Source organism: Massilia alkalitolerans DSM 17462 (genome assembly GCF_000427785.1).
GTDB lineage: Bacteria > Pseudomonadota > Gammaproteobacteria > Burkholderiales > Burkholderiaceae_D > Telluria > Telluria alkalitolerans.
On the sequence record NZ_ATYR01000012.1, the window covers coordinates 64062 to 89249 of the forward strand.

Here is a 25188-nt window from a genome sequence, read left to right on the forward strand (position 1 = left end):
AAATTATTGAATATTTTTTAACTCTCTCTTCAATTCTGCTGCAGTTGATTTATTTAATGAATCGCAGCTGCTCGCCAGATCTACATATACTTCTTTCCCGGTACTTTTCTTAATTTTTGCCGGATATTGATAAAAAATTAAATACCCACGAACAGCAAGCCCTATACACATCCAGCTAAGCGGCAGTACGCCAACAATCAAAAATATGTGCGTGAACGGAATTCCCGTGAATTCCCGCGCATACCCCATTACAGGAATTAGGCAAAATGCAAGAACGGAAAAAAGCAAGAAATCGCGTCCTCGAGGAGCCTGAGAGACTTTGAAGAACTTCTCAAGAAGGTATACATCACCTCGCTGCAAATAATAAACTGCGTCAACCTCTTCTTTATAGAGCATGTTTCTCAATTCCTCATGGGCATAAATACACTCATAAACGACAAAAAATTTCTTACACCAGAGATAGTGCGTGACTCCATAAATTATGATCACGACGGTATTGAAAATTAAAGGTGCCGTTCCATAGACAACCAGCACAGCGCAAGGGACAAGCGCCAAGAAAGAAAAACTTGCTATAGAGAGTGCTGTACAGCCGAAATACTTGGCTTTCCAGTCCCACCTGAAGACTAGAGGGAGAATAAACAAAATCACCGAAAATATTAGCACTCCCAAAAGCGCCAAGGCTATCGGATTTTCCTTTATTGGAATATCAGGCACCGGGCCACAGGCGAGCGGAATGCTTGTAAGCGCCAAAAGGAACAAGCCAGAGGCTCCGACCCATGAGAACCGAGAAGGCCTTAAAAATTCCGGATTAATTGAATCGAGATTTTTCAATCCAGTCCTCCTTGTCCCAAAACTTTCTATCGCGAAGAAAGTTGTGATTCTTCTCAACATTTTCCCGCATTTGCTTTGCCCAAACGGCGGACAAACCATCGTTATTTTCTTTACCACCTACTATCCGGCCGAGTTCCTTGTCGGCCCAAGCTACTCCATACGAGACGGCTACGCCTGCCGCCATAGTCGCAATACCGACAGCAACGATGCACACGCTTACTTTGAACGCGAACATTGCTACGCATACCAAAAAAGCGACAATTAACGAAGTTAGCGCTGCAATGATAATCGATTTGATTAAGTTCATCAGTAATGCTGCTGACAGATCATAACCGTCCTTGGTAATGTCGCTTTTCCATTCCGCTAAACTGGTAACATTTCCAAAGATGAAAGCAACAAGTGCATTGTTTTTGAAAGTTCCGGCAATATTCGCAGCCGCGGAAGCTAACGAGCTGCTCGCCTTGCCAGCACCCGAAAAAATGCTTAGAACACGGTCATTCCCAGGGCCAAATCCACCGTTTCGAAAAATAGTGTTATATCGGGTATAGCCTGAGAAGTAGTACCTTGCCTTACCTTTTACATAATGTATCCTTGCCTTAACGAGCTTGAACCCTGTATCAGCCTTTCCCTCGACGCTCGATTTCAACCAGCTCCAATTATCGCCAACATAAGCTCCAGCAGAAGCAATCTGCCCGAGCAACCAGTTGCGTGTCGCAATATCATTGGGATCCACCTCAACCAGTCCAGTATCAGCCCCTCCACCACTTTTCAACTTATCCCATATGCGCGCCGGCATTCCTTTTGCGTCTCCCTCTACAACACAAACTGCTGCGCATTCTTCGTCGATGGGCGCCGCCGCTGGCCGCAGGTTAGCCGGCAAACCCATAAATTTTCCGTCATTAAACTTCTGAGTTTGGACCGTGTCGGAAGGTGTCTTTCGCAAAGGCGAGCCAATTCCAACAACAATCGGCATTGGCTTTGTTTTTGGGTCGTTGTCGTACCGTCTTGCGTCGAGCTTCGCTGGGTCTATTCTCATCAACAACTGGCCTGCTGACTTTAATAAAAATTCGCCTTTGAAATCACGTGATATCCATAAATGCAGCCGTTCCCCGTCGGCGAATAAGATTCGTTCTTTACCGCCACCAGCAACAATTTTTTTCTTGTTGGCGTTGTAAAAGTCCGACCCCGTCGATTCGACTGTGTACTTTTTCTCTTGCGCTAGGCTTAGTTCGAAAATGACATCGCGATGTTTTTTCAAGATCACCTGTACTTTGTCAGTCGATCGCCAACATTGGACCGATTCGCCGGGAAGATCAATGCAGACCGTCTGCGGTTTTGCGTTAGCAGAGCGTTCTATTCCTTGAGCCATAACTGTTCGTCCAGAGAAGATTTATTTCGATATCGAAGATGAGTACAAGAGATCTTTCTTAGTTACGTCGTGGTTGTTTTGCGCCAAACGGTCCCAGCGGAACATTCTTAAGAACAGTCTTGCCATTCCCATCCAGTACTGCCTCCCTTTGCGCCCCATTCGAAAATCTGAATGCTATAGGCTCATCGGTGAGAACGTTCCCGTCTGCATCTAGGTACTCGATCTCAAGATCACGCTTTAGATTCAGTTCGGAGATTTTCATTGCATATTCGGGACTGGGTACGCTGACCGGCCCCGCCAACTCCTTCTTGCTCGCCTTGAACTCCACATTCCCCGGCGCATGCACCTCGATATTCCCCCCTTCGAGCTTGATATACGCCCCCTGCGCCGTCAGCAACACATGCTTCTTCGGCGCCGAAATCGCCACCGATTTCGTCACGCTCGCCACGGTGATCTTCTTGTCCGCCGTCAGCCTCGTCGGCCCCGACTGACTCTGGCTGCTCAGCTTCCCACTGGCTGCATGCAGCTTGATGCCCACCTCCTGGTTCGGTTTTTCCTTGTTGGTGGCTTTGCCGTAGGTGAACAGGCTGATTCCCTTCGCAACCAGGGTGGATGAGTTGCCCTGCGCGACAACATTGATGTCCTGCCCCGCAACGATGCTGCTCGTGGTCCCTGCGGAAATCACCGCATCGGCCGGCGTGGTAACGACGATGCCCGCAGGACTCGACAGCTGCAGCTGGGGCTCGCTGTACGCGACGGCGCCATCGGCGGCGGCTCCGATCACCTCGGCGCTATGCGCCATCTCTTTCACCGCCGCGAGTTCTTCCGGCGCCGGCTCCTCCTCCAGCCTGGCGTTATGCTTCTGCGCCAGCTTCGCCACATCGACTTGCAAGCGATGGCTCTCTTCGATCTGCGACACCGCTTCGCGCGAATCGAGCTGGCTGCCGCGCGCCCCCTGCCGCGCATCGGTGGACAGCAACATCCCCTGCCCTGCCCGCAGCGCCAGGCTGTGCGCCGTCTTCAGCTCCGCCCCGAAGCCCACCGTCTGCAGCCGCTCGTTATCGGTCTGGTGCACCAGATGCCCCAGGTTCAGCTCCGCCGTGCCTTCATGCGCCTTCATATGACACTGCAGGGAAGTGCGCGCCTGCCCGGGGCTGTCGTCGAACACCAGCTGGCTGTAGGCGCCGCTGCCGGACTGGCTGTCACCCATGCCCTGCGACTTGAAGCCCGACAGCACCGCCGCATGCCCATGCCCACCCCCTTCGCCCGGAAACCATGGCGGCGCATTGCCGGTCGCCGCACCGGGACCATGCGCGACCCCGTTGTGCTGGGCATCGGGCTGCCCGCGGCCGTTGTAGAGCGCGCCGATGACCACCGGCCGGTCGATGTCGCCCTCGATGAAATCCACCAGCACCTCCTGCCCCACCCGCGGCAGCATGTTGCTGCCCCAGCTGGCGCCGGCCATGGACGTCGCCACCCGCACCCAGGTCCCGGCCGTATCGTCACCTGGCGCTCCCGTATGCCCATCCGGCGACGGATGCAAGGCGCGGCTATGGCTCATCGCGCCGCGCTGCCAGTGGAATTGCACCTTGATGCGATGATCCCTGTCGGTATGGACCACCGCACCCGGCGGCCCCACCACGATGGCGGTCTGCTGGCCGCGCACGGTCGGGCGCGGATGGAGCAGGCGCCCATGTCCTTCCTCCCCCGTTGCGCGGTAAGGAACACTGGCTGGAATGGCTTCGATCCGGTTGCGGTACAGGGGACGATCGCCGGCGAGCTGCCGTGGAATCCTGGGCTCGGACTGGTGCATGGCCATCCCGGCGACCGGCCCCTGTCCCAGCAGCTTGTCGACCGTCTCGAGCATGTCGGCCGTCAGGTTGTTGTGCATCAGGTGGGTCGCAGCGGTGATCACGAAGCTGCGCGCGTCGTCGCCCGGCGCCTCGTCGAAGCGGGCATGCCCGTGCAAGGTGAAGCGCGTGCCCGGCGTGAAGGTCCGCACGGTGCCTGCGGCGATGTGGACCTGGCGCGCCGCCTCGCAGGCCTGGATCTGGTTCTCCGCCAGCCGCTCGCCCTGCTCGCGGGTCTCCCACGCATACAGTCCGGGCGTGTCGCGGCTGATCAAGGCTTCAGCCGGGCCGGCATGGCCCGCTGCCAGGACCTGGCGCTGGCGCACGGTCCGGTAATCCCAGCTTCCCAGCTCGATTCCATTGCTCGGCAGGCGGGATTCGGTCCGCCAGCGGTCGATGCTGTCGGCCTTCATGACGGCCCCTGGCCGTGTGAAGTCGACCTGCGCCTGCGGGTTCGGCTGGAAGGCGCCGTTGTGGTCGGCGATCACCATCGTGTGTGCGCCCAGCGACGGGCTGTCGGGATCGCCGCTGTGCTCGAAGAAGTAGAACAGGCCCTCCTCCAGCATCAGGCGCTCGACGAAGGCCAGGTCGCTCTCCTGGTATTGGGTCGTCAGGCTGCGCTTGGGATAGATGCTGCGGTCGGCGATCTCCAGGCGCCATGCCGGCGCCAGCCTGGCCCGGCCGCAATAGCTGCCGAAGACCACGTCGAGGATGTCGAAGACCGACATGTCCTGGAAGATGCGGCTGTCGCGGCCCAGCGAGAGAAAGCTGGTCCAGGGCTGCAGCGTCAGGGTGTAGCGGGCGAAACCGCCATTGGCCCCGCTCATCTCCATCGCCGTCACATGACCGTGGAAGGGCCGGAGCGCATCGAGACTCGAGGCAGTGAGCAGCTGGAGCAGCGCCGGCTGGCCGACCAGCGACTTGAGACGCACATCGGCCTCGGCACAGAGGGCATCGATGGAAAAACGGAAGCCCCGGCTGATCCCTTCCTCGCCGCGCATGCATTCCGCCAGCAGCGCGCTGCCAAGTGGTGTCGTCAGCCTGAGCAGGCGGGTATCTTGCGTGAAGCTGCCGAAGGATGCGAGAAGACTGGCAATCTGGACGTGTTCGGACATCGCTTCCTCCCATGCGCGCATACAAGGCGATTTCAGCGATTACACGCCGGGATTGCCATGTTGCTCTTGAGGAAGCTCAGCTTGCTTGCTTTTTGACAAGCAAAAGAAAAGCGCTGCCGCGTTTACCGCGTGCAGCGCTTTTGACCGGACGATTGCTGCTTACCGGTTGAGGTCTCCGCCAACAAAGGCGTTTGGCAGCTGCTCGGCCGCCGTGGTTTCGAACACGTCGCCGTTCAGGTTGGTCAGCACCACCGGCAATGCCTTGCCGCCCAGCTCCAGGATCACCTGGCGGCAGGCGCCGCAGGGGGCGATCGGGCCGTCGGTCTGGCCGATCACGGCCAGGGCCGTGAAGTCGCCCGGCTTGTAGCCGTGGGCGATGGCGCTGAAGAAGGCGGTGCGCTCGGCGCAGTTGCACAGGCCGTAGGAGGCGTTTTCCACGTTACAGCCGCGGAAGATGCGGCCGTCCTTGCATTCCAGCGCGGCGCCGACCTGGAACTTCGAGTACGGCGTGTAGGCCAGTTCGCGCGCGGCGCGGGCTTCGTCGATGAGTTTCGCGTATTTCATGGTCTCGGTATCAAGGACGGATGGTCTTGTAGATCATCGGTTCGGCCGCCGCTGCATCAAGGCCGATCTGGTAGGCCGCCTGCACCTGGCGCACCGCCTGCTCGGCGGCTTCGCTGGAGCGTGCGTGCACCATCGCCAGCGGCTGGCCGACCGCGATCGCATCCCCCAGCTCCACCAGGTTCGTCAGGCCGACGGCGAAGTCGATCGTGTCCTGCGGACGCACGCGGCCGCCGCCCAGCGCCACCACCGCCAGGCCGAGGCCGCGGGTGTCGACCGAGGTCGCGTAGCCTGCTTGCAGCGCGGGTGCCGGCACGATGACCGGTGCGGTTTCCAGGTGTGCATCCGGCTTGTCCATCAGGTCGGCCGGGCCGCCCAGCGCGGTCACCATGCGTGCGAAACGCTCGGCCGCTTCGCCGGAATCCAGCGCCGCCTGCAGCTTGGCGCGTGCTTCCTCGTCGGTCTTGGCGATGCCGGAAATGACCAGCATCTCGGCGCACAGCGCCATCGTCACTTCGTGCAGTCGGCTTGGCCGCGACTTGCCGGTCAGGTAGTCGATCGCGACGCGCACTTCGACGGCGTTGCCGGCGGCGTGGCAGAGCGACTCGTTCATGCCGGTCAGGATCGCCGAGGTGCGGGTGCCGGCGCCGTTGCCGACGTGGACGATGCTCTCGGCCAGCTCCACCGATTTTTCGTAGGTCGGCATGAAGGCGCCGCTGCCGACCTTCACGTCCATCACCAGCGCGTCGAGGCCCGCAGCCAGCTTCTTGGACAGGATCGAGCCGGTGATCATGGCCACCGATTCCACCGTCGCCGTGGTGTCGCGGATGCTGTAGAAGCGCTTGTCGGCCGGGGCCAGCTGGGCGGTCTGGCCGATGATGGCCACGCCCACGTCCTTGACGACCTGGCGGAATTTTTCTGGATCCGGCACGGTGCTGTAGCCGGGGATCGAATCAAACTTGTCCAGGGTGCCGCCGGTGTGGCCCAGGCCGCGGCCCGAAATCATCGGCACGAAGCCGCCGCAGGCCGCGATCATGGGCCCCAGCATGAGCGAGACCACGTCGCCGACGCCGCCGGTCGAGTGCTTGTCGACCACCGGGCCCGGCAGGTCGAGGGATTTCCAGTCGAGGACTTGGCCGGAATCGCGCATCGCCAGCGTGAAGGCGACACGTTCGTCCATCGTCATGCCGTTGAAGTAGACGGCCATCGCGAGTGCCGCGATCTGGCCTTCGGTGGTGCTGCCGTCCGGGATGCCGCGCACGAAGAACTGGATCTCTTCGGCGCTCAGGGTGCCGCCGTCACGCTTTTTGCGGACGATTTCTTGGGGGAGGAACATGATGCTTCCTTAAGTGTTGACTTCAAAACGTCATTCCCGCGCAGGCGGGAATCCAATTTCGTTCGCATAACGCTAGCAAACTTGGATTCCCGCCTTCGCGGGAATGACGGTTTTTAGGGTGTTGGTATTAAACGCCGTACGGAATCCAAACGTTCTTGACCTGGCTGGCATGCTGCAGCACCGTGCGGCCGCAGGCCTGCTTCGCATCGAACCAGTCACGGCCCTTGGCGCCGCCGACCCAGGTGCGCTTGAGCGACTCGCTTGATAAGCGCTCGACTTCCGCGCAACCTTCCGCCGAACCGTCATGGCGCCACACGGCATCGACGTCCGAGTGCGAAGCCAGCGTACGCGCCAGCTCCGAGGCCGAACCCGTGACGATGTTCAGCGCGCCGCCCGGCAGGTCCGAGGTGTCCAGCACCTGGTACAGGTCGGTCGCCGACAGCGGCGCCGTTTCCGACGGCACCGCCACCACGCGGTTGCCCAGCGCCAGCGCCGGAGCGACCAGCGAGATGAAGCCCAGCAGCGGATTCTCGTTCGGGCAGATGATGCCGATCACGCCGACCGGTTCGTTCAGCGCCACGGTAATGCCGTGCATCGGCGGCTGGTGGGCCTGGCCGTCGTACTTGTCGCACCATGCGGCCCAGTAGAACAGGCGCTCGATCGAGGCCTGCACCTCGCGCGCCGCATCCTTGGCGCTGGTCTGCGCGGCGATGCGCTGGGCGAATTCGTCGGCGCGGATCGCCAGGTTCTCGGCGATGTAGTACAGCACCTGGGCGCGGTTGTGCGCGGTGGCCTTGGACCAGCCGGACGCCTTGTGCGCCGCTTCCACGGCGTTGCGGATGTCCTTGCGGTTGCCTTCGCCGACGTCGGCCAGGAAGGCGCCGTTGGCCCCGTTGATGGCGCGGCTGTAGGCGCCGTCCGGGCGTGCCTGCTTGCCGCCGATGTAGAGCTTGGCGGTGCGGTCGACAGCGAAGGGGCTGCCCTCGTCCGACGGCTTGACGCGACCTTTTTCAGCGACGACCGGCGCAGCCGGGCGTGCGTCTTCCGCTAGAGGCGTCAGGTACTCGTACATGCCCTCTTTGCCGCCTTCGCGGCCGAAGCCCGACTCCTTGTAGCCGCCGAAGCCGCAGGCTGCGTCGAACTGGTTGGCGGTGTTGATCCACACCACGCCGGCCTTGATCTGCGGCGCCACGTCCAGCGCCAGCGAGATCGATTCCGACCACACGCAGGCGGCCAGGCCGTAGACGGTGTTGTTCGCCAGCTGCACCGCTTCCGACGGGGTGCGGAAGCTCATCGCCACCAGCACCGGGCCGAAGATTTCGGCTTGCGCCACGGCGGCCGAGGTCGAGGCGCCGGTGATCAGGGTCGGCAGGTACCACGAACCCGCGGTCGGCGCTTCGCAGCTCGGCTGCCAGATTTCGCAACCTTCCGCACGGGCCGATTCCACCAGGCCGTGGATGCGCTGCTGCTGGATCGGATCGACCAGCGCGCCGATGTCGTTCGACTTGTCCAGCGGCGAGCCCACGCGCAGGTTCTGCATGCGCGCTTTTACTTTCGCGATGAAGCGGTCGTACACCGATTCCTGCACCAAGAGGCGCGAACCGGCGCAGCAGACCTGGCCCTGGTTGAACCAGATCGAATCGACCAGGCCTTCGACGGCCGCGTCGAGGTCGGCGTCGTCGAACACGATGAAGGGCGACTTGCCGCCCAGTTCCAGCGACAGTTTCTTGCCGGTGCCGGCGGTGGCCTTGCGGATGATGCGACCGACTTCGGTCGAGCCGGTGAAGGCCAGCTTGTCGATGCCAGGGTGATTGACGATGGCTTCGCCCACGGCGCCGTCGCCGGTGACGATGTTGACCACGCCGGCCGGGACGCCGGCCTGCTGGCAGATCTCGGCGAACAGCAAGGCGGTCAGCGGCGTGAACTCGGCCGGCTTGAACACGATGGTGTTACCGGCGGCCAGGGCCGGGGCGATCTTCCATGCCAGCATCAGCAGCGGGAAGTTCCACGGCACGATCTGGCCGACCACGCCCACGGCGCGGTAGTCGGCGAATTCTTCCGACTGCAGCTGGGCCCAGCCGGCGTGGTGGTAGAAGTGGCGCGCGGCCAGCGGCAGGTCGGCATCGCGGGTTTCGCGGATGGTCTTGCCATTATCCAGGGTCTCGAGCACCGCGAACAGGCGCGAGTGCTTCTGCAGCAGGCGCGCCAGCGCGTACATGACGCGCGCGCGGCCATGACCGCCCAGGGCCGCCCAGCCCGGCTGGGCGCGGCGCGCGGCCTGCACGGCGCGTTCCACGTCGTCCGCGGTGGCCTGGGTTACCTGCGCCAGTTCGCTGGCATCGGCCGGGTTACTGGTGGCGAAGGTGCTGGCAGCTTCGGTCCACGCGCCATCGATGAACAGGCCAAAACGGCGTCCATGCTGGTCCAGCCACGCATTCGCTTCCTTGGTGCTTTCTGGTGCGGGGCCGTAATCCATAGTCTGAAGAATCTCTTTAATAGTTGGCATGACGAATCCGATGCTGTTTTATGGTTGCGCGTGGCGATGGGCGGCCGAGTAGTTGCCGGTCACGTAGTGTTCGAGCTGGCGTTCGATGTCGGTCATCAGGCTAGAAGCGCCGATGCGGAACAGGTGCGGCTGCAGCCAGTCGTTGCCGAGTTCTTCCTTCATGACGGTCAGGTACTGCAGCGCGGCCTTGGCGGTGGAGACGCCGCCGGCCGGCTTGTAGCCGACCTGGAAGCCGGTCTGCTCGTAGTAATCGCGAATCGCGCGGGTCATCACCAGCGACACCGGAATGGTGGCGTTGACGCCTTCCTTGCCGGTCGAGGTCTTGATGAAGTCGGCGCCGGCCATCATGCAGACCATCGAGGCCTTGGCCACGTTGTCCAGGGTGACGATGTCGCCGGTGGCGAGGATCGCCTTCACGTGCGCTTCGCCGCAAGCCTGGCGGTACGCCACCATCTCGTCGTACAGGGCTTGCCAGTTACCGGTCAGGACGTGCTGGCGGGTGATGACGATGTCGATCTCGGTCGCGCCGGCGGCCACGGAGAGTTCGATCTCGCGCAGCTTGGTTTCCAGGCTCGACAGGCCGGCCGGGAAAGCGGTCGACACGGCGGCGATCGGCAGGCGGCCCTGCAGCACTTTCACTGCCGGTTGAATCATCTCGTGGTACACGCAGACAGCGCCGGTGGTCAGACTTTCCAGGCCCAGGGCCTGCATCAGGTCGGCGCGCAGCGGGCGCATCGCCTTCATGCACAGGCGCTCGACGCGGCCCGGGGTGTCGTCGCCGCCCAGGGTGGTCAGGTCCATGCACTCGATGGCGCGCACCAGCCAGGCAGCCTGGTATTCCTTCTTGACGGTGCGGCGGTTCGCCAGGCTGGCGGCGCGGCGGTCGGCAGCGTTGCGGTTCACCTTGACGTGCTTGACCAGCCCGAGGTCCAGGCCGACGGCGGTGTTACGTTTGAAATCCAGGGGCTGGGTCATAGCAGTGCGGTTCCGTTCGAAAGTGGTTTGACGCCAAGGTGCTTGGCGAGCGTTGCGCCGATATCCGAGAAAGTGTTCGCGGTTGGCAGTTCCTGCGGGGCGACGTTCGGGCCGAAGAAGATCATCGGGATGTGCTCGCGGGTGTGGTCCGAGCCCGGCGCGGTCGGGTCGCAGCCATGGTCGGCGGTGATGACGACCAGGTCGCCGTCCTTCAGCTTGGCCATGAATTCCGGCAGGCGCGCGTCCAGCTCGTGCAGCGCGTTCGCATAGCCGGCGACGTCGCGGCGGTGGCCGAAGTGCATGTCGAAGTCGACGAAGTTGACAAAAGTAAGCGACTTGGACGGCGCGGTGTCCGCCACCTCGACCAGGCGGTCGAACAGGGCCATGTTGTCGGCGCCCTTGATCAGCTGGGTCACGCCCTGGGCTGCGAAGATGTCGCTGATCTTGCCCAGTGCGATGACTTCGCCGCCCTCGTTCTTCACGTGATCGAGCAGGGTCGGCGCGGTCGGCGGCACGGCGTAGTCGTGGCGGTTGCTGGTGCGCTTGTACTTGCCGTTCTCGCCCAGGAAAGGACGCGCGATCACGCGGCCGATGTTGTAGGGCTTGACCAGCTCATACGCGACCTCGCAGACCTCGTACAGGCGCTCGAGGCCGAAGTGCTCTTCGTGCGCGGCGATCTGCAGCACCGAGTCGGCCGAGGTGTACAGGATCGGCTTGCCGCTGGCGACGTGCTCGTCGCCCAGTTCGTCGATGATGGTGGTGCCCGAGGCGTGGCAGTTGCCCAGCCAGCCCGGCACGCCCGTCAGTGCCAAGAGCTTGTCGGTCAGCTCCTTCGGGAAGGACGGCACCGTCTTCGGGAAGTAGCCCCAGTCGAACAGCACCGGCACGCCGGCGATCTCCCAGTGGCCGCTCTGCGTGTCCTTGCCGGTCGACTGCTCGCGCGCGACGCCCCAGGCACCGGTAAAGCCTTCGCGCCGGCTGAAGCCCGTGGCCCATTCGCCGCTGGCCTTGTGCGCGGCCGCCGCCAGGCCGAGACGTTCCAGATGAGGCAGCGCCATCGGCTTGCCCTCATTGGCCGCCCACTGGGCGATGTGGCCGAAGGTGTTGGCGCCTGCGTCGCCGTACTTGTCGGCGTCGGGCAAGGCGCCCAGGCCGAACGAGTCAAGCAGGAGGATGAATGCGCGTGACATGGATCGCTCGCTCTTTCGAAAAATTAGGCTTCCGCGCGCGGGGTCGCGCCCAGGCGCTCGATGAAGGAATGGATCAGGGTGACCAGGTCCTTGGCCGCGATCGCGGCGTACTTCAGGGTCTGCTCGTGCGACAGCGGGAACGGGGTCAATCCCTCGGCCAGGTTGGTGATCGCCGAGATGCCGGCGACCTTCAGGCCGCAGTGGCGCGCCGAGATCACTTCCGGCACCACCGACATGCCGACCACGTCGGCGCCCATGGTCTTGAACGCGCGGATTTCGGCGGCGGTCTCGAAGTTCGGGCCCGGGCAGGCCAGGTACACGCCTTCGTGCAGGGTGATGCCCTTGGCGGCCGCGGTTTCCTTGATCATGGCGCGCAGGTCGGCGTCGTAGGCATTGGCCATGCTGAAGAAGCGCGGGCCGAAACGCTCGTCGTTCGGGCCGGCCATCGGGCTGCCCGGCAGCAGGTTGATGTGGTCGTTCAGGACCACGACACTGCCCGCATCGACCTCGGGACGCAGCGAACCGGCGGCATTCGTCACCAGGAGCATCTCGCAGCCGATCAGCTTGAAGGTGCGCACGGCGGAGGTCATCACGGCCGCGCCGTAGCCTTCGTAGAAGTGGCCGCGGCCCTTCATGCACACGACCGGCACGCCGGCCAGGGTGCCCAGCACCAGTTCGCCGGCGTGGCCGTGCACGGTGCTGATCGGGAAGCCCGGCAGGTCGGCATAGCTGATCGACACCGCGTCCGTCATCTGCTCTGCCAGCACGCCCAGTCCCGAACCCAGGATCAATGCGGCGCGCGGTGCGAAACCGGGTTTGCGGGCCTTGATGACTTCTGCTGCTTCAAATGGGGTATTGCTGAACATGATAGTCCTTGTGTGCGGATTCGGGAGACGTGAGGAGGGGCTGGAACAGGGTTTGCTACATACCAGCCGGAATATTATAACTATGCATGAGGGGCGATATGTATGGCAAATACCATTTTTCTTGCCGATTTATTGGTTTAAAAAATAAATGTTTGGGTGTATTGTTGACGTATAGACATAGAAAACGATTTCCTTTGACGCCAATCAAACATTTGTCTATTATAGTCAAACATTTGTTTATTCCTACCGACACACTACCGTGACCGAGCTGCCCAAGAAAGAACAGTTGTACGAGCTGATCCGCGCGAATCCCTTCATTTCGCAGCAGGACCTGGCGACCCAGCTCGGGCTGTCGCGCTCGGCCGTGGCCAACTACATCGCCACCCTGGTGCGCGAGCGCCGCATCCTGGGGCGTGCCTACGTGCTGCCGGACCAGCGCCCGATCCTGTGCATCGGCGCTTCCAACCTCGACCGCAAGCTGCGCAGCAACGGCAAGCTGGTGCTAGGCACCTCGAATCCGGCCAGCCAGGACGAATCCTTCGGCGGCGTCGCCCGCAACATCGCCGAGAACCTGGCGCGCCTGGGCGCGCCGGTCGCCCTGATCACGGCGGTCGGCAACGATGCGTCCGGGCGCGCCCTGCTCGCCCACGCCGAGGATGCCGGCATCGACACCCGCGGCGCCCTGCGCCTCGACGGCGCCAGCAGCGGCACCTACACCGCGGTGCTGGGCCAGGATGGCGAGATGGTGGTGGCGCTGGCCGACATGGCCCTCAACGAGCGCCTGAGCCCGGAGTTCCTCGCCACCCGCCAGCAGCAGTGCGCCAGCGCCGCATTGCTGGTGGCCGACCTTAATCTCCCCCACGACACGATTGCCGCCCTGCTCGACGGTGCGGCGCGCGACGGCGTGTCGCTGGTGCTGGTGGCGGTGTCGGAACCGAAGATGGCGCGCCTGCCGGAGCAGCTGCGCGGCCTGCGCCTCCTGATCCTGAACGAAGGCGAGCTGGCGACGCGTGTTGGCCGCGCGCTCGACGGCGACGCCGCCATCGGCGCCGCCTGCCGCGAGCTGCAAAGCCAGGGCGTGCAGGACGTGGTGGTCACGCGCGGCGCACGCGGCGTCATGTATACGTCGGACGGCGGCGTGATGCGCCTCGACGCTCCGGCGGTCGAGGTCGTCGACGTCACCGGCGCGGGCGACGCCTTCGCCGCCGCCGTCTGCTGGTCGCTGCACAGCGGCGAAGCCGACCTCGGCCTGGCCTGCCGCCGCGGCCTGCAACTCTCCGCCATGACCATCGAATGCGAGCAGACCGTCTGCCCCGCCCTCGAACCAGGCCACCTGGACACCCCTGCGGGTGTCCCCCTCAACGAATCCGTATTGGACTGAGCATGCAATCCTTCCTCCTGTTCTCGCCCGAAGTGGCAAGCGCGCGCGCCGCCGGCAAACCCGTCGTCGCGCTCGAATCGACCATCATCTCGCACGGCATGCCCTACCCGCAGAACGTGCAGACCGCACGCGAAGTCGAGCAGATCATCCGCGACGCCGGCGCGGTGCCGGCCACCATCGCCATCATCGGCGGCAAGATTTGCGTCGGCCTGAATGACGAGCAGCTGGAGCTGCTGGGCGCCTCGCCCGACGCGCTGAAAGTCAGCCGCCGCGACCTGCCCTATGTGCTCTCTACCGGCAAACTCGGCGCCACCACCGTTGCCGCCACCATGATCTGCGCCCAGCTGGCCGGCATCGAGGTGTTCGTCACCGGCGGCATCGGCGGTGTGCACCGCGGCGCCGAGACCAGCTTCGACATCTCGGCCGACCTGCAGGAACTGGCCCACACCAGCGTGGCCGTGGTCTGCGCCGGCGTGAAATCGATCCTCGACATCGGCCTGACCCTGGAATACCTGGAAACCCACGGCGTGCCGGTGCTGAGCGTCGGCCAGCCGGGCTTCCCGGCCTTCTTCACGCGCGAGAGCGGCTTCAAGGCCGACTTCCAGCTCGACACGCCGGAAGAACAGGCAGCCTTCATCCGCACCAAGTGGCAGCTCGGCCTCGCGGGCGGCGTGGTGGTCAGCAATCCGGTCCCCGCCGAATCGGCGATGCCGGTCGAGGAAATCGACGCCATCATCCGGCAGGCGCTGGGCGAAGCGGAGGCGCAAGGCGTCAAGGGCAAGGCCGTCACGCCTTTCCTGCTGGCCCGCATCAAGGAGCTGACCGAAGGCCGCAGCCTGGCGACCAACATCGCCCTGGTCAAGCACAACGCCCTGGTCGGCGCACGCCTGGCCGTGGCCTTGAACGCCTGACCCACGACGCGCCATGTCGATCGACCTGAAACAGCTGCGCTACTTCCTGGCCGTGGCCGAAGAGAAAAGCTTTTCGCGCGCGGCCGAACGCCTGCACATCTCGCAGCCGCCGCTGAGCCAGCAGATCATGAAGTTGGAGAGCGAACTCGGGGTGCGCCTGTTCACGCGCACCACGCGCAGCTTCGAGCTGACGGTGGCCGGCAAGGCGCTGATGGTGGAAGCGGCCGAGCTGCTGGCCAAGATGCGCATGACGATCGACACCATTCGCCAGATCGACCGCGGCGAAGTGGGCCGCCTGCGCGTGGGCATCGTCGGCTCGGCGATGTGGGGGCCGATTCCGTCCCTGCTGGAGCAGTTCCAGAGCCAGTACCCGCGCGTGACCTGGACCATCCACGAACTGGGCCCGAATGACCAGTGGGAAGCGCTGCGCGCCAGGCAGATCGACGTCGGCTTCTGGCGCGAGCCGCGCATCGAGGGGGACGTGCTGAAGCAGGCCAACCTGCGCCAGGATCTGTGTTTTCAAGAGAACGTGTGCGTGGCGATCAACGCGAAGCACCCGCTGGCGCAGAACGAGGCGATCGAACTGATCGACATCGCCCACGAACCCATGCTGACCCTGCACCTGGACCAGTCGGCCGAACCGCGCTACCTGATCCAGTGCTGCGTCAATGCCGGCTTCCAGCCGACCATCTTCCAGGAAGCGGCCGAGCCGCAGACCCTGCTGGCCATGGTGGGCGCGGGCCTGGGCGTGGCGCTGCTGCCCCAGACCACCAGCCGCATCGGCTGGCCGGGCGTGCGCTTCCTGCCGATCAAGAGCAATCCGCCCTCGGCGAACCTCTACATTGCCTACCCGGTGGAAGGCGATGCGCCGGTGGTGCGCGCCTTCCTGAACATCCTGTTCCCGGAACAGCCTACTGGCGCTTGAGCTCGACCGCCACCGTGCTGAGCGAGGCGATCTGGTGACGGCGGTCGGTGGGCCGGGTCAGCACGCGCATCGTGATTTCCATCGGTACGCCGAGCTTGGCGAGTTCGGTGGCGGCACGCGGACGCCCTTCGCTGGCCGCCTCGTGGATGGCGGAATCGATGAGCAGTGCGGTCTTGTAATCAGTTCGTCGGTCCATTGACTGATCCTAACATCCCCCTAGCTCGCACTCCAAGGCAATCGCCTTTCAACAAAACTTATTACAACAGCGGTTTTCATAAATTTTGTTTGAGAAGCAAGTTTTTCTTTATTCTGCGTTACTTCGCGCACCGTTCTCAGCAAGTCTCTGGTGCAAACTCTTGTCAAAAGATGAATAACTTAAACCTCTTCACAAGGAGCACACCATGAAAACCACCGCTACCATTACCGCCCTGATGCTGGCCGTCGCCGTGATGGCCACCGGCTGCAAGAAAACCGACGACAACCCGAACATGGGCCCGGCGCAGGAAGCCGGCGCAGCCGTCGACAACGCTGCCGCCAACGCCGCACAGGAAACCCGCGAAGCCGCACAGAAGGTCGAGAACGCGACCGAAAACGCAGCAGCACGCGTGGACGCCGCCGCCGAACGCGCTGGCGAGAACATTGAACAGGCTGGCGCCGAAGTCAAGCAAGAAACCAAGGAAGCCGCTGCCGAAGTGCGCGAAGCCTCGGACAAGGTGGGCGACAAGACCGGCGCCGCCCTGGAGCGTGCGGGCGAGAAGCTGCAGGAAAAGCGTTAATCGCCTAGTAGCCTGACGGAGCGCGTGGCGCAGCCCGGAGGGCGACTCAGTGAGTCGCCCCGCCGGCCTGCGCCACGTCGCGTTCCACATGCACGGCCGTTTCGACCGCTGTCATGATGCCCAGGATGATGTCGTCCAGGGCCATCGACGGCGGATCGTCCGGCCGTTGTTCCGCCTGTTCGGGCAGGAAGGGCACGTGGATGAACCCCGCCCGGGTCGGCTTGCCGGCCGTGTGGTGCATCAGCCCGTAGAACACGTGGTTGCACACGAAGGTGCCCGCGGTCTGCGACACGCCCGCCGTCAAGCCCTTGTCGCGCATCGCCGCCACCATCGCCTTGATCGGCAGCGTGCTGAAGTAAGCTGCCGGCCCGTCCTCGACGATGGGGCGGTCCACCGGCTGGCGGCCGGCGTTGTCGAGGATGGAGGCGTCGTCGACGTTGATCGCCACCCGTTCCACCGAAATCTCCGCGCGCCCGCCGGCCTGGCCGACGGCGATCACGATGTCCGGATGCAGCTCCTCCATCAGCGCGGCCAGGGCCTCCCTGGCAGCGCCGAACACGCAGGGCAGCTGGCGCACTTCGACGCGAAAGCCCGCGCCGCTCCACCCATCCAGTGCACGCACGGCCTCCCAGGCCGGGTTGACGTTCGCCTTGTTGAACGGCTCGAAGCCGGTAAGCAGTACGGTCTTGATCATCGGTTCATCAGGAAGTACAAGAGGAAGATGTTCGCCACCAGCAGCGGCAGCGCCGTTGGAATCTGGGCCCGGATGACGGCGTTCTTGTCGGGCAGGTCGAGCAGCGCGGCCGGCACGATGTTGAAGTTCGCCGCCATCGGCGTCATCAATGTACCGCAATACGCGCTGAACATGCCGATTGCCGCCATCACGGCCGGGTTGGCGCCGTACACGCCGACCAGCACCGGGATGCCGACGCCGCCCGCCATCACCGGGAAGGCGGCGAAGCCATTGCCCATCACGATCGTGAACAGGGCCATGCCGATGCAGAACACCGCCACCGCAACGAAGCGCGAATCCATGTCGATGTACGAAGTCGTCACGTGCGCCACCGCCTTGCCCACGCCGGCCTCGGTGAACAACAGGCCGAGCACGGCCAGCATGTGCGGCAGCACAACGGCCCAGCTCATCGCATCAACCAGGCGGCGCGCCTCGCGCACGCCCTGCAGCGGGGTCGAGCGCGTCAGCCAGCAGGCCGCGCCCAGCGCCACCAATGCAGCGACACCGAGGCTCACCAGGGTCAGGTGCTTCGGGTCGAGCAGCGGTACGCCGCCGAGCTGCACGCTTGAGAACACTGTCGCGCCGAGCATGGTCACCAGCGGCAGGATCAGTGCCGGAATGAACAGCCGGTTACCGAGGCGAGAGCTGGAGGCGCGGCGCTCTTCTTCCGGCAGCACGGCCGCCTTGCCCGCGGTGACGCCCTTGAAGCCGGCCACCAGCGCCATCAGGATCATGAGTGCACCGACAAAGCTGGGGGGCAGCCGTTCGCCTGCCAGGTAGAGCAAGGCATACAGCCCCCAGAACAGCGCGGTCGTATGGCGGCGCGGGTTGGTCCGGTCACGCAGGTTCATCACGGCCACCGCCACGAACAGCAGGCCAACCAGCAGGTAGAACAGCTCGAGCGTGATCATGCCTTCACCCCTGCCTCGCCCATCGTGCGGCGAATGTGCGCATCGAGCCGGCGCAAATTCCAGGCGTGGATGATGAAGGCGGTGATGGCGGTCGGGATGCCCCACAGCGCCATGTGCAGCGGATCGACCGCGATGCCCTCGGCGTTCAGGATGGTCTGCATCAGGACGATGGCGCCGAAGGCGACGAAGATGTCTTCGCCGAAGAACAGGCCGACGTTGTCGGTGGCGGCGGACATGGCGCGGATGCGGTGGCGCAGCGCTTCAGGCAGGTTGCCGTACTTCGTTTCGGCGGCGGCTTCGGCCATCGGCGCCACCAGCGGGCGCACCATCGAGGCCTGGCCGCCCAGGCTGGTCAAGCCGGCGGCGGCCGAGGTTTCGCGCGCGAACAGGTAGACGATCAGGAGGCGCCCCGCTGTGGCCGACGCTACCTGCGCGATCGCGGCCTGGGCGCGCTCGCGCAGGCCGGCGCGCTCCAGCAGGCCGATGGCGGCCAGCGGCAGCAGCAGGATCAGCGGCAGGTTGCGGGTCTTGACGAAGGCCGTGCCGAGCGAAGCGAGGATGCTTTCCACCGGCATCGCGGCAGCCAGCCCGGTGACGCCGCAGGCGGCCACCACCACCAGCACGGGATGCGCGCGCAGCAGGAACCCGGCGACGATGACCGCGACGCCGAGCAGCGGCCACAGGTTGACGGCAGTATGCATGAACTCTCCGGCTCAGTTGAAAGCCGGGCAATGTTACCTGTTCAGTGCAGATTTGCCAGCAGGAATTTTAACCAGGGTGGACAGGGGTAAAGGCGTCGTCGCCGATCACGGTGTTCCACTGGCGCACGTGGAAGGCACGCACCAGGCCGTGGGTGACGTAGGGGTCCCTGGCGGCGAACATCTGGGCCGTTTGCGGGCTGTCGCAGCTGAACATCAACACCGCGCGGTCGGCGGGATTGTCCAGCGCGCCGGCAAGCACCAGCTCGCCACGCCGCTGCGCCTCCCAGGCCAGCTTCAGGTGTTCGTCGCGGAATTCGGCGCGGCGCTCGAGATAGTCGGGGGCGAGGTCATACATGAGCAGGTAATGCACGGTGTCTCCGATGATAGGGCGGCGCATGGGCCGGAATGATTGATCTTACTAGAACATCCGGCCATTCCCAACCGTGCGTGCTCCTCCCCCACCCTATGCCACACTTGACGGGACAGTAACCAACGCCAGGAGCACGCCATGAACAAGATCACCATTGCCGGCCAACCTCTGCACTCGATCCTGGGCGCGGCCCCAAGCATCCTCATTCCCTTCGGTTTCATCCTCGACGCCATGCACAGCGCCACCGGCGACGAAGACTACGCCAAGGCCTCCTACCTGAGCATGGGGGCCGGCATCGTGGGCGGCCTGGCGGCCGGCGCCGCCGGTGTGGCGGATTACGTGGCCGACAAGCCCGAGGGCGAAGCCAAGCGCGAAGGCCAGCTGCATGCGGCCCTCACCGGCGCGGCCCTGCTGGTGGGCGCGGCCAACCTGGTGCTGCGCCGCCAGGGCAGCCATGCCCGCGGCGGCTCGCTGGCCCTGACGGCCCTGTCGGCCGCCGGCGTGCTGGCCTCGGAATACCTGGGCAGGCGCATGGGCGGCGACAGCGAATCTGGCGAGCATGCCGAAGCCGGCGTGCACGCCGACGGGCAGGACGTGCGCATCGACCATCGCGCGCCCGACGTCGAGCAATACGTCGCCGCCGGCCCCTCCTCGCTGCACGCACCGGAATGACGCGTGGGCCCTCAGGGCCCTCCCAGCTTGTTGTTGTAATAAGCCAACTGTTCCACTACGCATCCATATCGCGTTCCACTTAGCGAAGTGCCGCACAGAACAAGTTCCAGCGGCAGGCGTAGACTGGAACCATGGACACTTCAAAGAAAATGGCGGCAGGGATCACAGGGTTTGCCAGCTTTTTGTGGCTGACCCTGACCGCCGCGGTCGCGGCCAACCAGCGTCGCCTGGTGTTCAATCCCTGCATCACCCCTGAATGCGAAAGCCCGCGCAGCAGCGGGCACCGCACCCGCCCCGTCGTCCTGCGCGCCAAGGACGGGACCCGCCTGTGCGGCTGGCTCCTCACTCCCCTCGTTCCGGGCCCACGTCCCGCGGTGATGTATTTCGGCGGCCGCTCCGAGGAAGTGTCCTGGGTCGCGCGCGACGCCGGCAAGCTGTTCCCCGGCATGACCGTGCTGGCCATGAACTACCGCGGCTACGGCCAGTCGCATGGCGTGCCGGCCGAGATCCACATGATCGACGACGGCTGCACCCTGTTCGACTGGCTCGCCGAACTCGGCCAGGTGGACGCCGCGCGCATCGCCCTGGTCGGCCGCAGCCTCGGTTCGGGCGTGGCGGTGCAGGTGGCGAAGGAACGCCCGGTGCACTCGGTGGTCCTGATCACGCCCTACGACTCCATCCTCGCCATCGCCAAGCGGCGCTTCCGCGTGATGCCGATCGAGTACATGCTGCGCCACCGCTTCGAGTCGATCAAGTACGCGCCCTCGCTCAAGGCGCCGACCTATATCCTGCGCGCCGCCGCCGACGACGTGGTGCCGCACTCGCACACCGACCAGCTGGTGGGCAAGCTGGCCACGCTGGTGGGCGACGACACCGTGCCCGGCTCGGACCACATGAACATCCCCTACCTGGAAGCGACCCAGGCCCTGATCGCCAGCTTCCTCACGCGCCAGTTCGCCAAGCCGGCCACCCCTCCCCAGCTGCCGGCGGCCGAGCCGAACGCTTCAGAGGCTGCAAAGCCCCAGATCGAAGTCGGCAAGGAAGTCGGCCCCAAGCCGGCGCTGGCCATCGACACGATGGGCGCCGTAGCAAAATAATTGCTGAAAATTGTCAGCAGTTATATTTCCTTAGAATAAATTGCCAAGTAAAATCGTATTTGTCATCAATATGTCGCTTGATGCATATTTGACAGGCTGAGCTGCGTACACCTGGATTTCCCTTCATTGCGTGGCGCTGCGGGCTGGTTTCGGCTCCAGGCCTGTCCTTGTAGCCGTATTGATGTTGTAGATGAGCTACAGGTATCAAGCACTGTCGAGAGAAACACTACCGCGATACAAATCGACACCACACGGGCGCCGTGCGGCTGACACAATGCGCTTCGCATTGTCCGGCTCCCCGTCGCCATTGACGATGCAGCTTGCGCAGCCCGTTCCTGTCTCACTGTTGGGCCGGGTACAATATCGAAATTCCCAGGAGCCTCATTCATGAAACTCAAGCAACTCACCATGACCATTGCGGCGCTGTGCGTCGCCGGCAGCGCAGGCATCGCGGCTGCAGCGCCCGCGGCACCGAAGCTCGGCATGGTCTACGATGCGGGCGGCAAGTTCGACAAATCGTTCAACCAGTCGGCCTTCGAAGGCCTGCAGCGCTTTACGAAAGAAACCGGCATCAAGGTCTTCGAAGTGCAGGCCAACAGCGATACCCAGGCCGAGCAGGTGATGCGCGGCCTCGCGCGCAAGAAGGTCGACCTGATCGCGGCGATCGGCTTCTCGCAGACCCAGGCGGTCCAGAAGGTCGCCAAGGAATTCCCGAACGTGCGCTTCGTGCTGATCGACAGCATCGCGCAGGGTAACAACATCAACTCGGTGATGTTCAAGGAACAGGAAGGCTCCTACCTGGTCGGCGTCGCCGCCGCCATGGCCTCCAAGTCGAAGAAGCTGGGCTTCGTCGGCGGCATGGACATCCCGCTGATCCGCGCCTTCGCCTGCGGCTACACCCAGGGCGCGAAAGCGCAGTTCCCGAAAGTCGAGATCATGCAGAACATGGTCGGCACCACCGCCGCGGCCTGGAACGATCCGGCCAAGGGCGGCGAACTGGCGCGCGCACAGTTTGACCGCGGCGCCGACGTGGTGTTCGCGGTGGCCGGCGGCAGCGGCATGGGCGCCCTGCAGATGGCCAAGACCAAGGGCAAGCTGGCGATTGGCGTCGACTCGAACCAGAACTACCTGCACCCGGGCACCATGCTGACCTCGATGGTCAAGCGCGTGGACGTCGCCGTCTACGACTCCTTCATGGCCGTGAAGAACGGCACCTGGAAACCGGGCGTCACCTACAAGGGCCTGAAGGAAGGCGGCGTGGACTGGGTCCTGGACAAGGACAACCGCAAGGTTGTCTCGCCGGAGATGGAAAAGCGCGTGAACGCCGTGCGCACCGACATCATCAACGGCAAGATCAAGGTCATCGACTACCGCGCCGCCGGCAGCTGCCCGGTCTGATTCACCTATCCCATTCCGAAGCGCGCCGCGCCGGTCATCCCGGCCCGGCGCGCTTTTGAATGAATGAAGCATCCACTCTTATAAGTACTGATCGCAATGCAGCCAGCCGTAGAATTTCGCAACATTAGCAAGGCCTTCGGGGCCGTGCAGGCGAACGCTGACGTCAGCTTCTCGATCGCCAAAGGCTCGATCCACGGTGTGATCGGCGAGAATGGCGCGGGCAAGTCCACCCTCATGAGCATCCTGTACGGCTACTACCATGCCGACAGCGGCCAGCTCGTGATCAACGGCCAGGAGCGCCAGATCCGCTCGTCCCTCGAGGCGATCGACCTGGGCATCGGCATGGTCCACCAGCACTTCATGCTGGTCGAGAACATGACCGTGCTCGACAACGTCATGCTGGGCACCGAGGGCGGATTCAAGCTGGCTGCCAAGCGCAAGGAGACGGAAAGCGCGCTGCGCGAAATCTGCGCCAAGTACCGCCTCGACGTCGACCCGCTGGCCACCATCCACGACCTGTCGGTGGGCGCGCAGCAGCGCGTCGAGATCCTCAAGCAGATCTACCGCAGCGCCGAGATCCTGATCCTGGACGAGCCGACCGCCGTCCTGACCGCCCAGGAAACCGCCTCGCTGTTCAAGATCCTGCGGCTGTTCAAGGAACAGGGCAAGACCATCATCCTGATCACCCACAAGCTGGGCGAGATCATGGAGATCACCGACCAGGTGACCGTGATGCGCGCGGGCCGCGTGGCCGGCGCCGTCGCGACCCGCGACACGTCAAAAGAACAGCTGGCCAGCATGATGGTCGGCCGGCCGATCGAGGGCAACCTGCCGCGCAAGCCTTTCCAGCCGGGCGCGCCGGTGTTGCAGGTCAGCGGCCTGCAGCTGGAAGACAAGAACAAGGTCAAGCTGCTGTCCGACATCGACCTCACGGTGCGCGCCGGCGAGATCGTGGCGATTGCCGGCGTGTCGGGCAACGGCCAGAGCGAGCTGATGGAAATCCTGTCGGGCATGCGCCTGCCGAGCTCCGGCAAAGTCGAGTTTCTCGGCAAGGAGCTGCCCTATGCCGGCCGCTCCAACGCAGACGGCCTGCCCGCTACGTTCCGCGAGCTGGGCATCGGCCACGTGCCGGAAGACCGCCTGCGCGACGGCGTCATCAAGGATTTCTCGGTCATGCAGAACACCGTGTTCGGCTACCAGGACCGCGTCAAGAACAAGCTGGGCCTGTTCGACTTCGAGGCCATCGCCAAGCGCTGCGCGCACCTGCTGGAGGCTTTCGACGTGCGCCCCAAGAATCCGGACCTGCGCATCGGCCTGCTCTCGGGCGGCAACCAGCAGAAGGTCGTGATCGCACGCGAAGTGTCGGCCGCACCCAAGCTGATGCTGGTCGGCCAGCCCACCCGCGGCGTCGACATCGGCACCATCGAAAGCATCCACACCCAGCTGCTGCGCCTGCGCGACGAAGGCGTGGCGATCCTCTTGGTGTCGACCGAGCTGGAAGAAGTGCGCGCGCTGGCCGACCGCATCGTGGTCGTCTCGAGTGGCCGCGTCACTGGTGAGCTGAACATCGACGAATTCGATACCACCCGCATTGGCCTCTTGATGGGCGGGATGCACAAGCACTGATATGAAAACGACTGAACTCCCACGCTGGGCATCTAGCTTCGTCCTGCCCATCCTGAACCTGCTCTCCGCGCTGCTGGTGGCCGCACTGGTGATCCACCTGCTGGGCGAAAGCCCGGTCGAATCGCTGCAGATCCTGATCAACAGCGCCGTCATCAATCCGGAAGGCCTGAGCTATACCCTGTTCTACGCCTCCACCTTCGTGTTCACCGGCCTGGCGGTCTCGGTGGCGATGAAGGCCGGCCTGTTCAACATCGGCGCCGAAGGCCAGATGTACCTGGGCGGCCTGGGTCTCACCCTGGCCATGCTCGCTTTCGACGCCTCGCTGTCGCCGTGGCTGCTGATCCCGCTGGCAATGCTTGCCAGCGCCGTCTTCGGCGCCGGCTGGGCCTTCCTGCCCGGCTACCTCCAGGCCAAGCGCGGCAGCCACGTGGTGGTCACGACCATCATGTTCAACTTCATCGCCGCCAGCCTGATGAACTTCATCATCGTGAAGTACCTCATCCCCGAGGGCGACCAGAACCCGGCCAGCCGCGTCTTCAGCGAAGCCTCGTGGATGCCGCGCCTGGTCGACTGGTTCCCGGTCCTGGGCGACACCCCGCTGAACATCTCCTTCTTCCTGGCGCTGATCGCGCTGGCGGTGTACGGCATCGTGATGTCGCGTTCCTCGTGGGGCTACAAGCTGCAGGCCACGGGCCTGAACCAGCACGCCGCCCACTACGCGGGCGTGCGCATCAGCCGCATGATCATCGTCGCGATGCTGATCTCGGGCGCCCTGGCAGGCCTGGCGGCCGTCAACTCGATCCTGGGCTCGACGCACTACCTGAGCCTGAACTTCCCGGCCGGCGCCGGCTTCATCGGCATCGCGATCGCCCTGATGGGCCGCCAGCACCCGGTGGGCATTTTCCTGTCGTCGGTCCTGTTCGGCGCGCTGATCCAGGGTGGTTTCGACCTCTCGCTGGAAAAGCCGAACATCCCGCAGGAGACTTTCATTTTCATCCAGGGACTGATCATCCTGTTCTGCGGCGCGATGGAGAACCTGTACGCGCCGGCGGTCCTCAAACTGATCAATGCTCGTAAAGGTCAATAAG

Annotated in this window: 23 protein-coding genes; 9 read left to right on the top strand and 14 right to left on the bottom strand. The window is 63.8% G+C overall.

Annotated features, from left to right (window positions below; translation table 11 throughout):
• Nucleotides 1–3: 3 nt before the first annotated feature.
• From YWC_RS32805 to xapA, 9 genes are all read right to left on the bottom strand, one after another.
• Nucleotides 4–831, bottom strand: a complete 828-nt coding sequence (locus tag YWC_RS32805) for a hypothetical protein (RefSeq protein WP_156923671.1) — start codon at nt 829–831, stop codon at nt 4–6.
• On the bottom strand, nt 809–2200 hold the full coding sequence (locus YWC_RS32810) for a hypothetical protein (RefSeq protein WP_156923673.1): 1392 nt from the start codon (nt 2198–2200) through the stop codon (nt 809–811). Before YWC_RS32810 ends, YWC_RS32805 begins: the two co-directional genes overlap by 23 nt.
• 58 nt (nt 2201–2258) lie before the next feature.
• Nucleotides 2259–5165, bottom strand: a complete 2907-nt coding sequence (locus YWC_RS0114020) for a type VI secretion system Vgr family protein (RefSeq protein WP_036214401.1) — start codon at nt 5163–5165, stop codon at nt 2259–2261.
• Nucleotides 5166–5324: 159 nt separating this feature from the next.
• Nucleotides 5325–5729 (bottom strand): cytidine deaminase, encoded by a 405-nt coding sequence (locus tag YWC_RS0114025; protein WP_027865948.1) that lies wholly within the window; start codon nt 5727–5729, stop codon nt 5325–5327.
• A 10-nt stretch (nt 5730–5739) separates the two neighbouring features.
• Nucleotides 5740–7062, bottom strand: a complete 1323-nt coding sequence (gene deoA, locus YWC_RS0114030; RefSeq protein ID WP_027865949.1) for a thymidine phosphorylase — start codon at nt 7060–7062, stop codon at nt 5740–5742.
• Nucleotides 7063–7189: 127 nt separating this feature from the next.
• Nucleotides 7190–9568, bottom strand: coding sequence for an aldehyde dehydrogenase family protein (locus YWC_RS0114035; protein WP_371846334.1), 2379 nt, complete (start codon nt 9566–9568; stop codon nt 7190–7192).
• An 18-nt stretch (nt 9569–9586) separates the two neighbouring features.
• On the bottom strand, nt 9587–10543 hold the full coding sequence (gene deoC, locus YWC_RS0114040; protein ID WP_027865951.1) for a deoxyribose-phosphate aldolase: 957 nt from the start codon (nt 10541–10543) through the stop codon (nt 9587–9589).
• A complete protein-coding gene (locus tag YWC_RS0114045) occupies nt 10540–11733 on the bottom strand; it encodes a phosphopentomutase (RefSeq protein WP_027865952.1) in 1194 nt (397 codons plus the stop codon). The genes deoC and YWC_RS0114045 overlap by 4 nt, the downstream gene beginning before the upstream one ends.
• 23 nt (nt 11734–11756) lie before the next feature.
• A complete protein-coding gene (gene xapA / locus YWC_RS0114050; protein WP_027865953.1) occupies nt 11757–12599 on the bottom strand; it encodes a xanthosine phosphorylase in 843 nt (280 codons plus the stop codon).
• A gap of 259 nt (nt 12600–12858) precedes the next feature.
• Here xapA and YWC_RS29385 point away from each other — a divergent pair, with 259 nt between their 5' ends.
• From YWC_RS29385 to YWC_RS0114065, 3 genes are read left to right on the top strand one after another with little or no spacing between them, the layout of a single operon-like run.
• Entirely contained in the window at nt 12859–13980 is a 1122-nt protein-coding gene (locus YWC_RS29385; RefSeq protein WP_051306456.1) for a carbohydrate kinase, read from the top strand.
• Nucleotides 13981–13982: 2 nt separating this feature from the next.
• Complete coding sequence (locus YWC_RS0114060) at nt 13983–14891, top strand: pseudouridine-5'-phosphate glycosidase (RefSeq protein ID WP_027865954.1); 909 nt, start codon at nt 13983–13985, stop codon at nt 14889–14891.
• Between the two features lie 13 nt (nt 14892–14904).
• On the top strand, nt 14905–15816 hold the full coding sequence (locus YWC_RS0114065; protein WP_027865955.1) for a LysR family transcriptional regulator: 912 nt from the start codon (nt 14905–14907) through the stop codon (nt 15814–15816).
• On the opposite strand, the gene YWC_RS0114070 is transcribed toward YWC_RS0114065, so the two are convergent.
• Nucleotides 15803–16012, bottom strand: a complete 210-nt coding sequence (locus YWC_RS0114070) for a hypothetical protein (RefSeq protein ID WP_027865956.1) — start codon at nt 16010–16012, stop codon at nt 15803–15805. The genes YWC_RS0114065 and YWC_RS0114070 overlap by 14 nt on opposite strands.
• 205 nt (nt 16013–16217) lie before the next feature.
• Here YWC_RS0114070 and YWC_RS0114075 point away from each other — a divergent pair, with 205 nt between their 5' ends.
• Nucleotides 16218–16592 (top strand): hypothetical protein, encoded by a 375-nt coding sequence (locus YWC_RS0114075; RefSeq protein WP_229413101.1) that lies wholly within the window; start codon nt 16218–16220, stop codon nt 16590–16592.
• A gap of 46 nt (nt 16593–16638) precedes the next feature.
• Here the strand turns inward: YWC_RS0114075 and pcp are convergent, their stop codons facing one another.
• From pcp to YWC_RS0114095, 4 genes are all read right to left on the bottom strand, one after another.
• Complete coding sequence (gene pcp, locus YWC_RS0114080) at nt 16639–17283, bottom strand: pyroglutamyl-peptidase I (protein WP_036214406.1); 645 nt, start codon at nt 17281–17283, stop codon at nt 16639–16641.
• Nucleotides 17283–18236: a DUF979 domain-containing protein gene (locus YWC_RS0114085; protein ID WP_027865959.1), complete on the bottom strand. Its 954-nt coding sequence runs from the start codon at nt 18234–18236 to the stop codon at nt 17283–17285. Before YWC_RS0114085 ends, pcp begins: the two co-directional genes overlap by 1 nt.
• Nucleotides 18233–18937 carry a DUF969 domain-containing protein gene (locus YWC_RS0114090; RefSeq protein WP_027865960.1) on the bottom strand — a complete coding sequence of 235 codons (705 nt, stop codon included), beginning with the start codon at nt 18935–18937 and terminating at the stop codon, nt 18233–18235. The genes YWC_RS0114085 and YWC_RS0114090 overlap by 4 nt, the downstream gene beginning before the upstream one ends.
• A 67-nt stretch (nt 18938–19004) precedes the next feature.
• Nucleotides 19005–19307, bottom strand: a complete 303-nt coding sequence (locus YWC_RS0114095; RefSeq protein WP_027865961.1) for a YciI-like protein — start codon at nt 19305–19307, stop codon at nt 19005–19007.
• Nucleotides 19308–19445: 138 nt separating this feature from the next.
• Between YWC_RS0114095 and YWC_RS0114100 the strand changes: the two genes are divergently transcribed.
• The 5 genes from YWC_RS0114100 (at nt 19446) to YWC_RS0114120 (ending at nt 25187) form a co-directional block, all read left to right on the top strand.
• Nucleotides 19446–19979, top strand: a complete 534-nt coding sequence (locus tag YWC_RS0114100; protein WP_027865962.1) for a DUF2231 domain-containing protein — start codon at nt 19446–19448, stop codon at nt 19977–19979.
• Between the two features lie 131 nt (nt 19980–20110).
• Nucleotides 20111–21076, top strand: a complete 966-nt coding sequence (locus YWC_RS29390) for an alpha/beta hydrolase (RefSeq protein WP_084416429.1) — start codon at nt 20111–20113, stop codon at nt 21074–21076.
• A gap of 387 nt (nt 21077–21463) precedes the next feature.
• Nucleotides 21464–22474, top strand: coding sequence for a BMP family lipoprotein (locus YWC_RS0114110; RefSeq protein ID WP_027865963.1), 1011 nt, complete (start codon nt 21464–21466; stop codon nt 22472–22474).
• A gap of 96 nt (nt 22475–22570) precedes the next feature.
• The gene (locus YWC_RS0114115; RefSeq protein ID WP_027865964.1) at nt 22571–24100 is read left to right on the top strand and encodes an ABC transporter ATP-binding protein; all 1530 of its coding nucleotides are present in this window, start codon (nt 22571–22573) and stop codon (nt 24098–24100) included.
• 1 nt (nt 24101) lies between these two features.
• The gene (locus YWC_RS0114120) at nt 24102–25187 is read left to right on the top strand and encodes an ABC transporter permease (protein WP_027865965.1); all 1086 of its coding nucleotides are present in this window, start codon (nt 24102–24104) and stop codon (nt 25185–25187) included.
• Nucleotide 25188 lies beyond the last annotated feature (1 nt).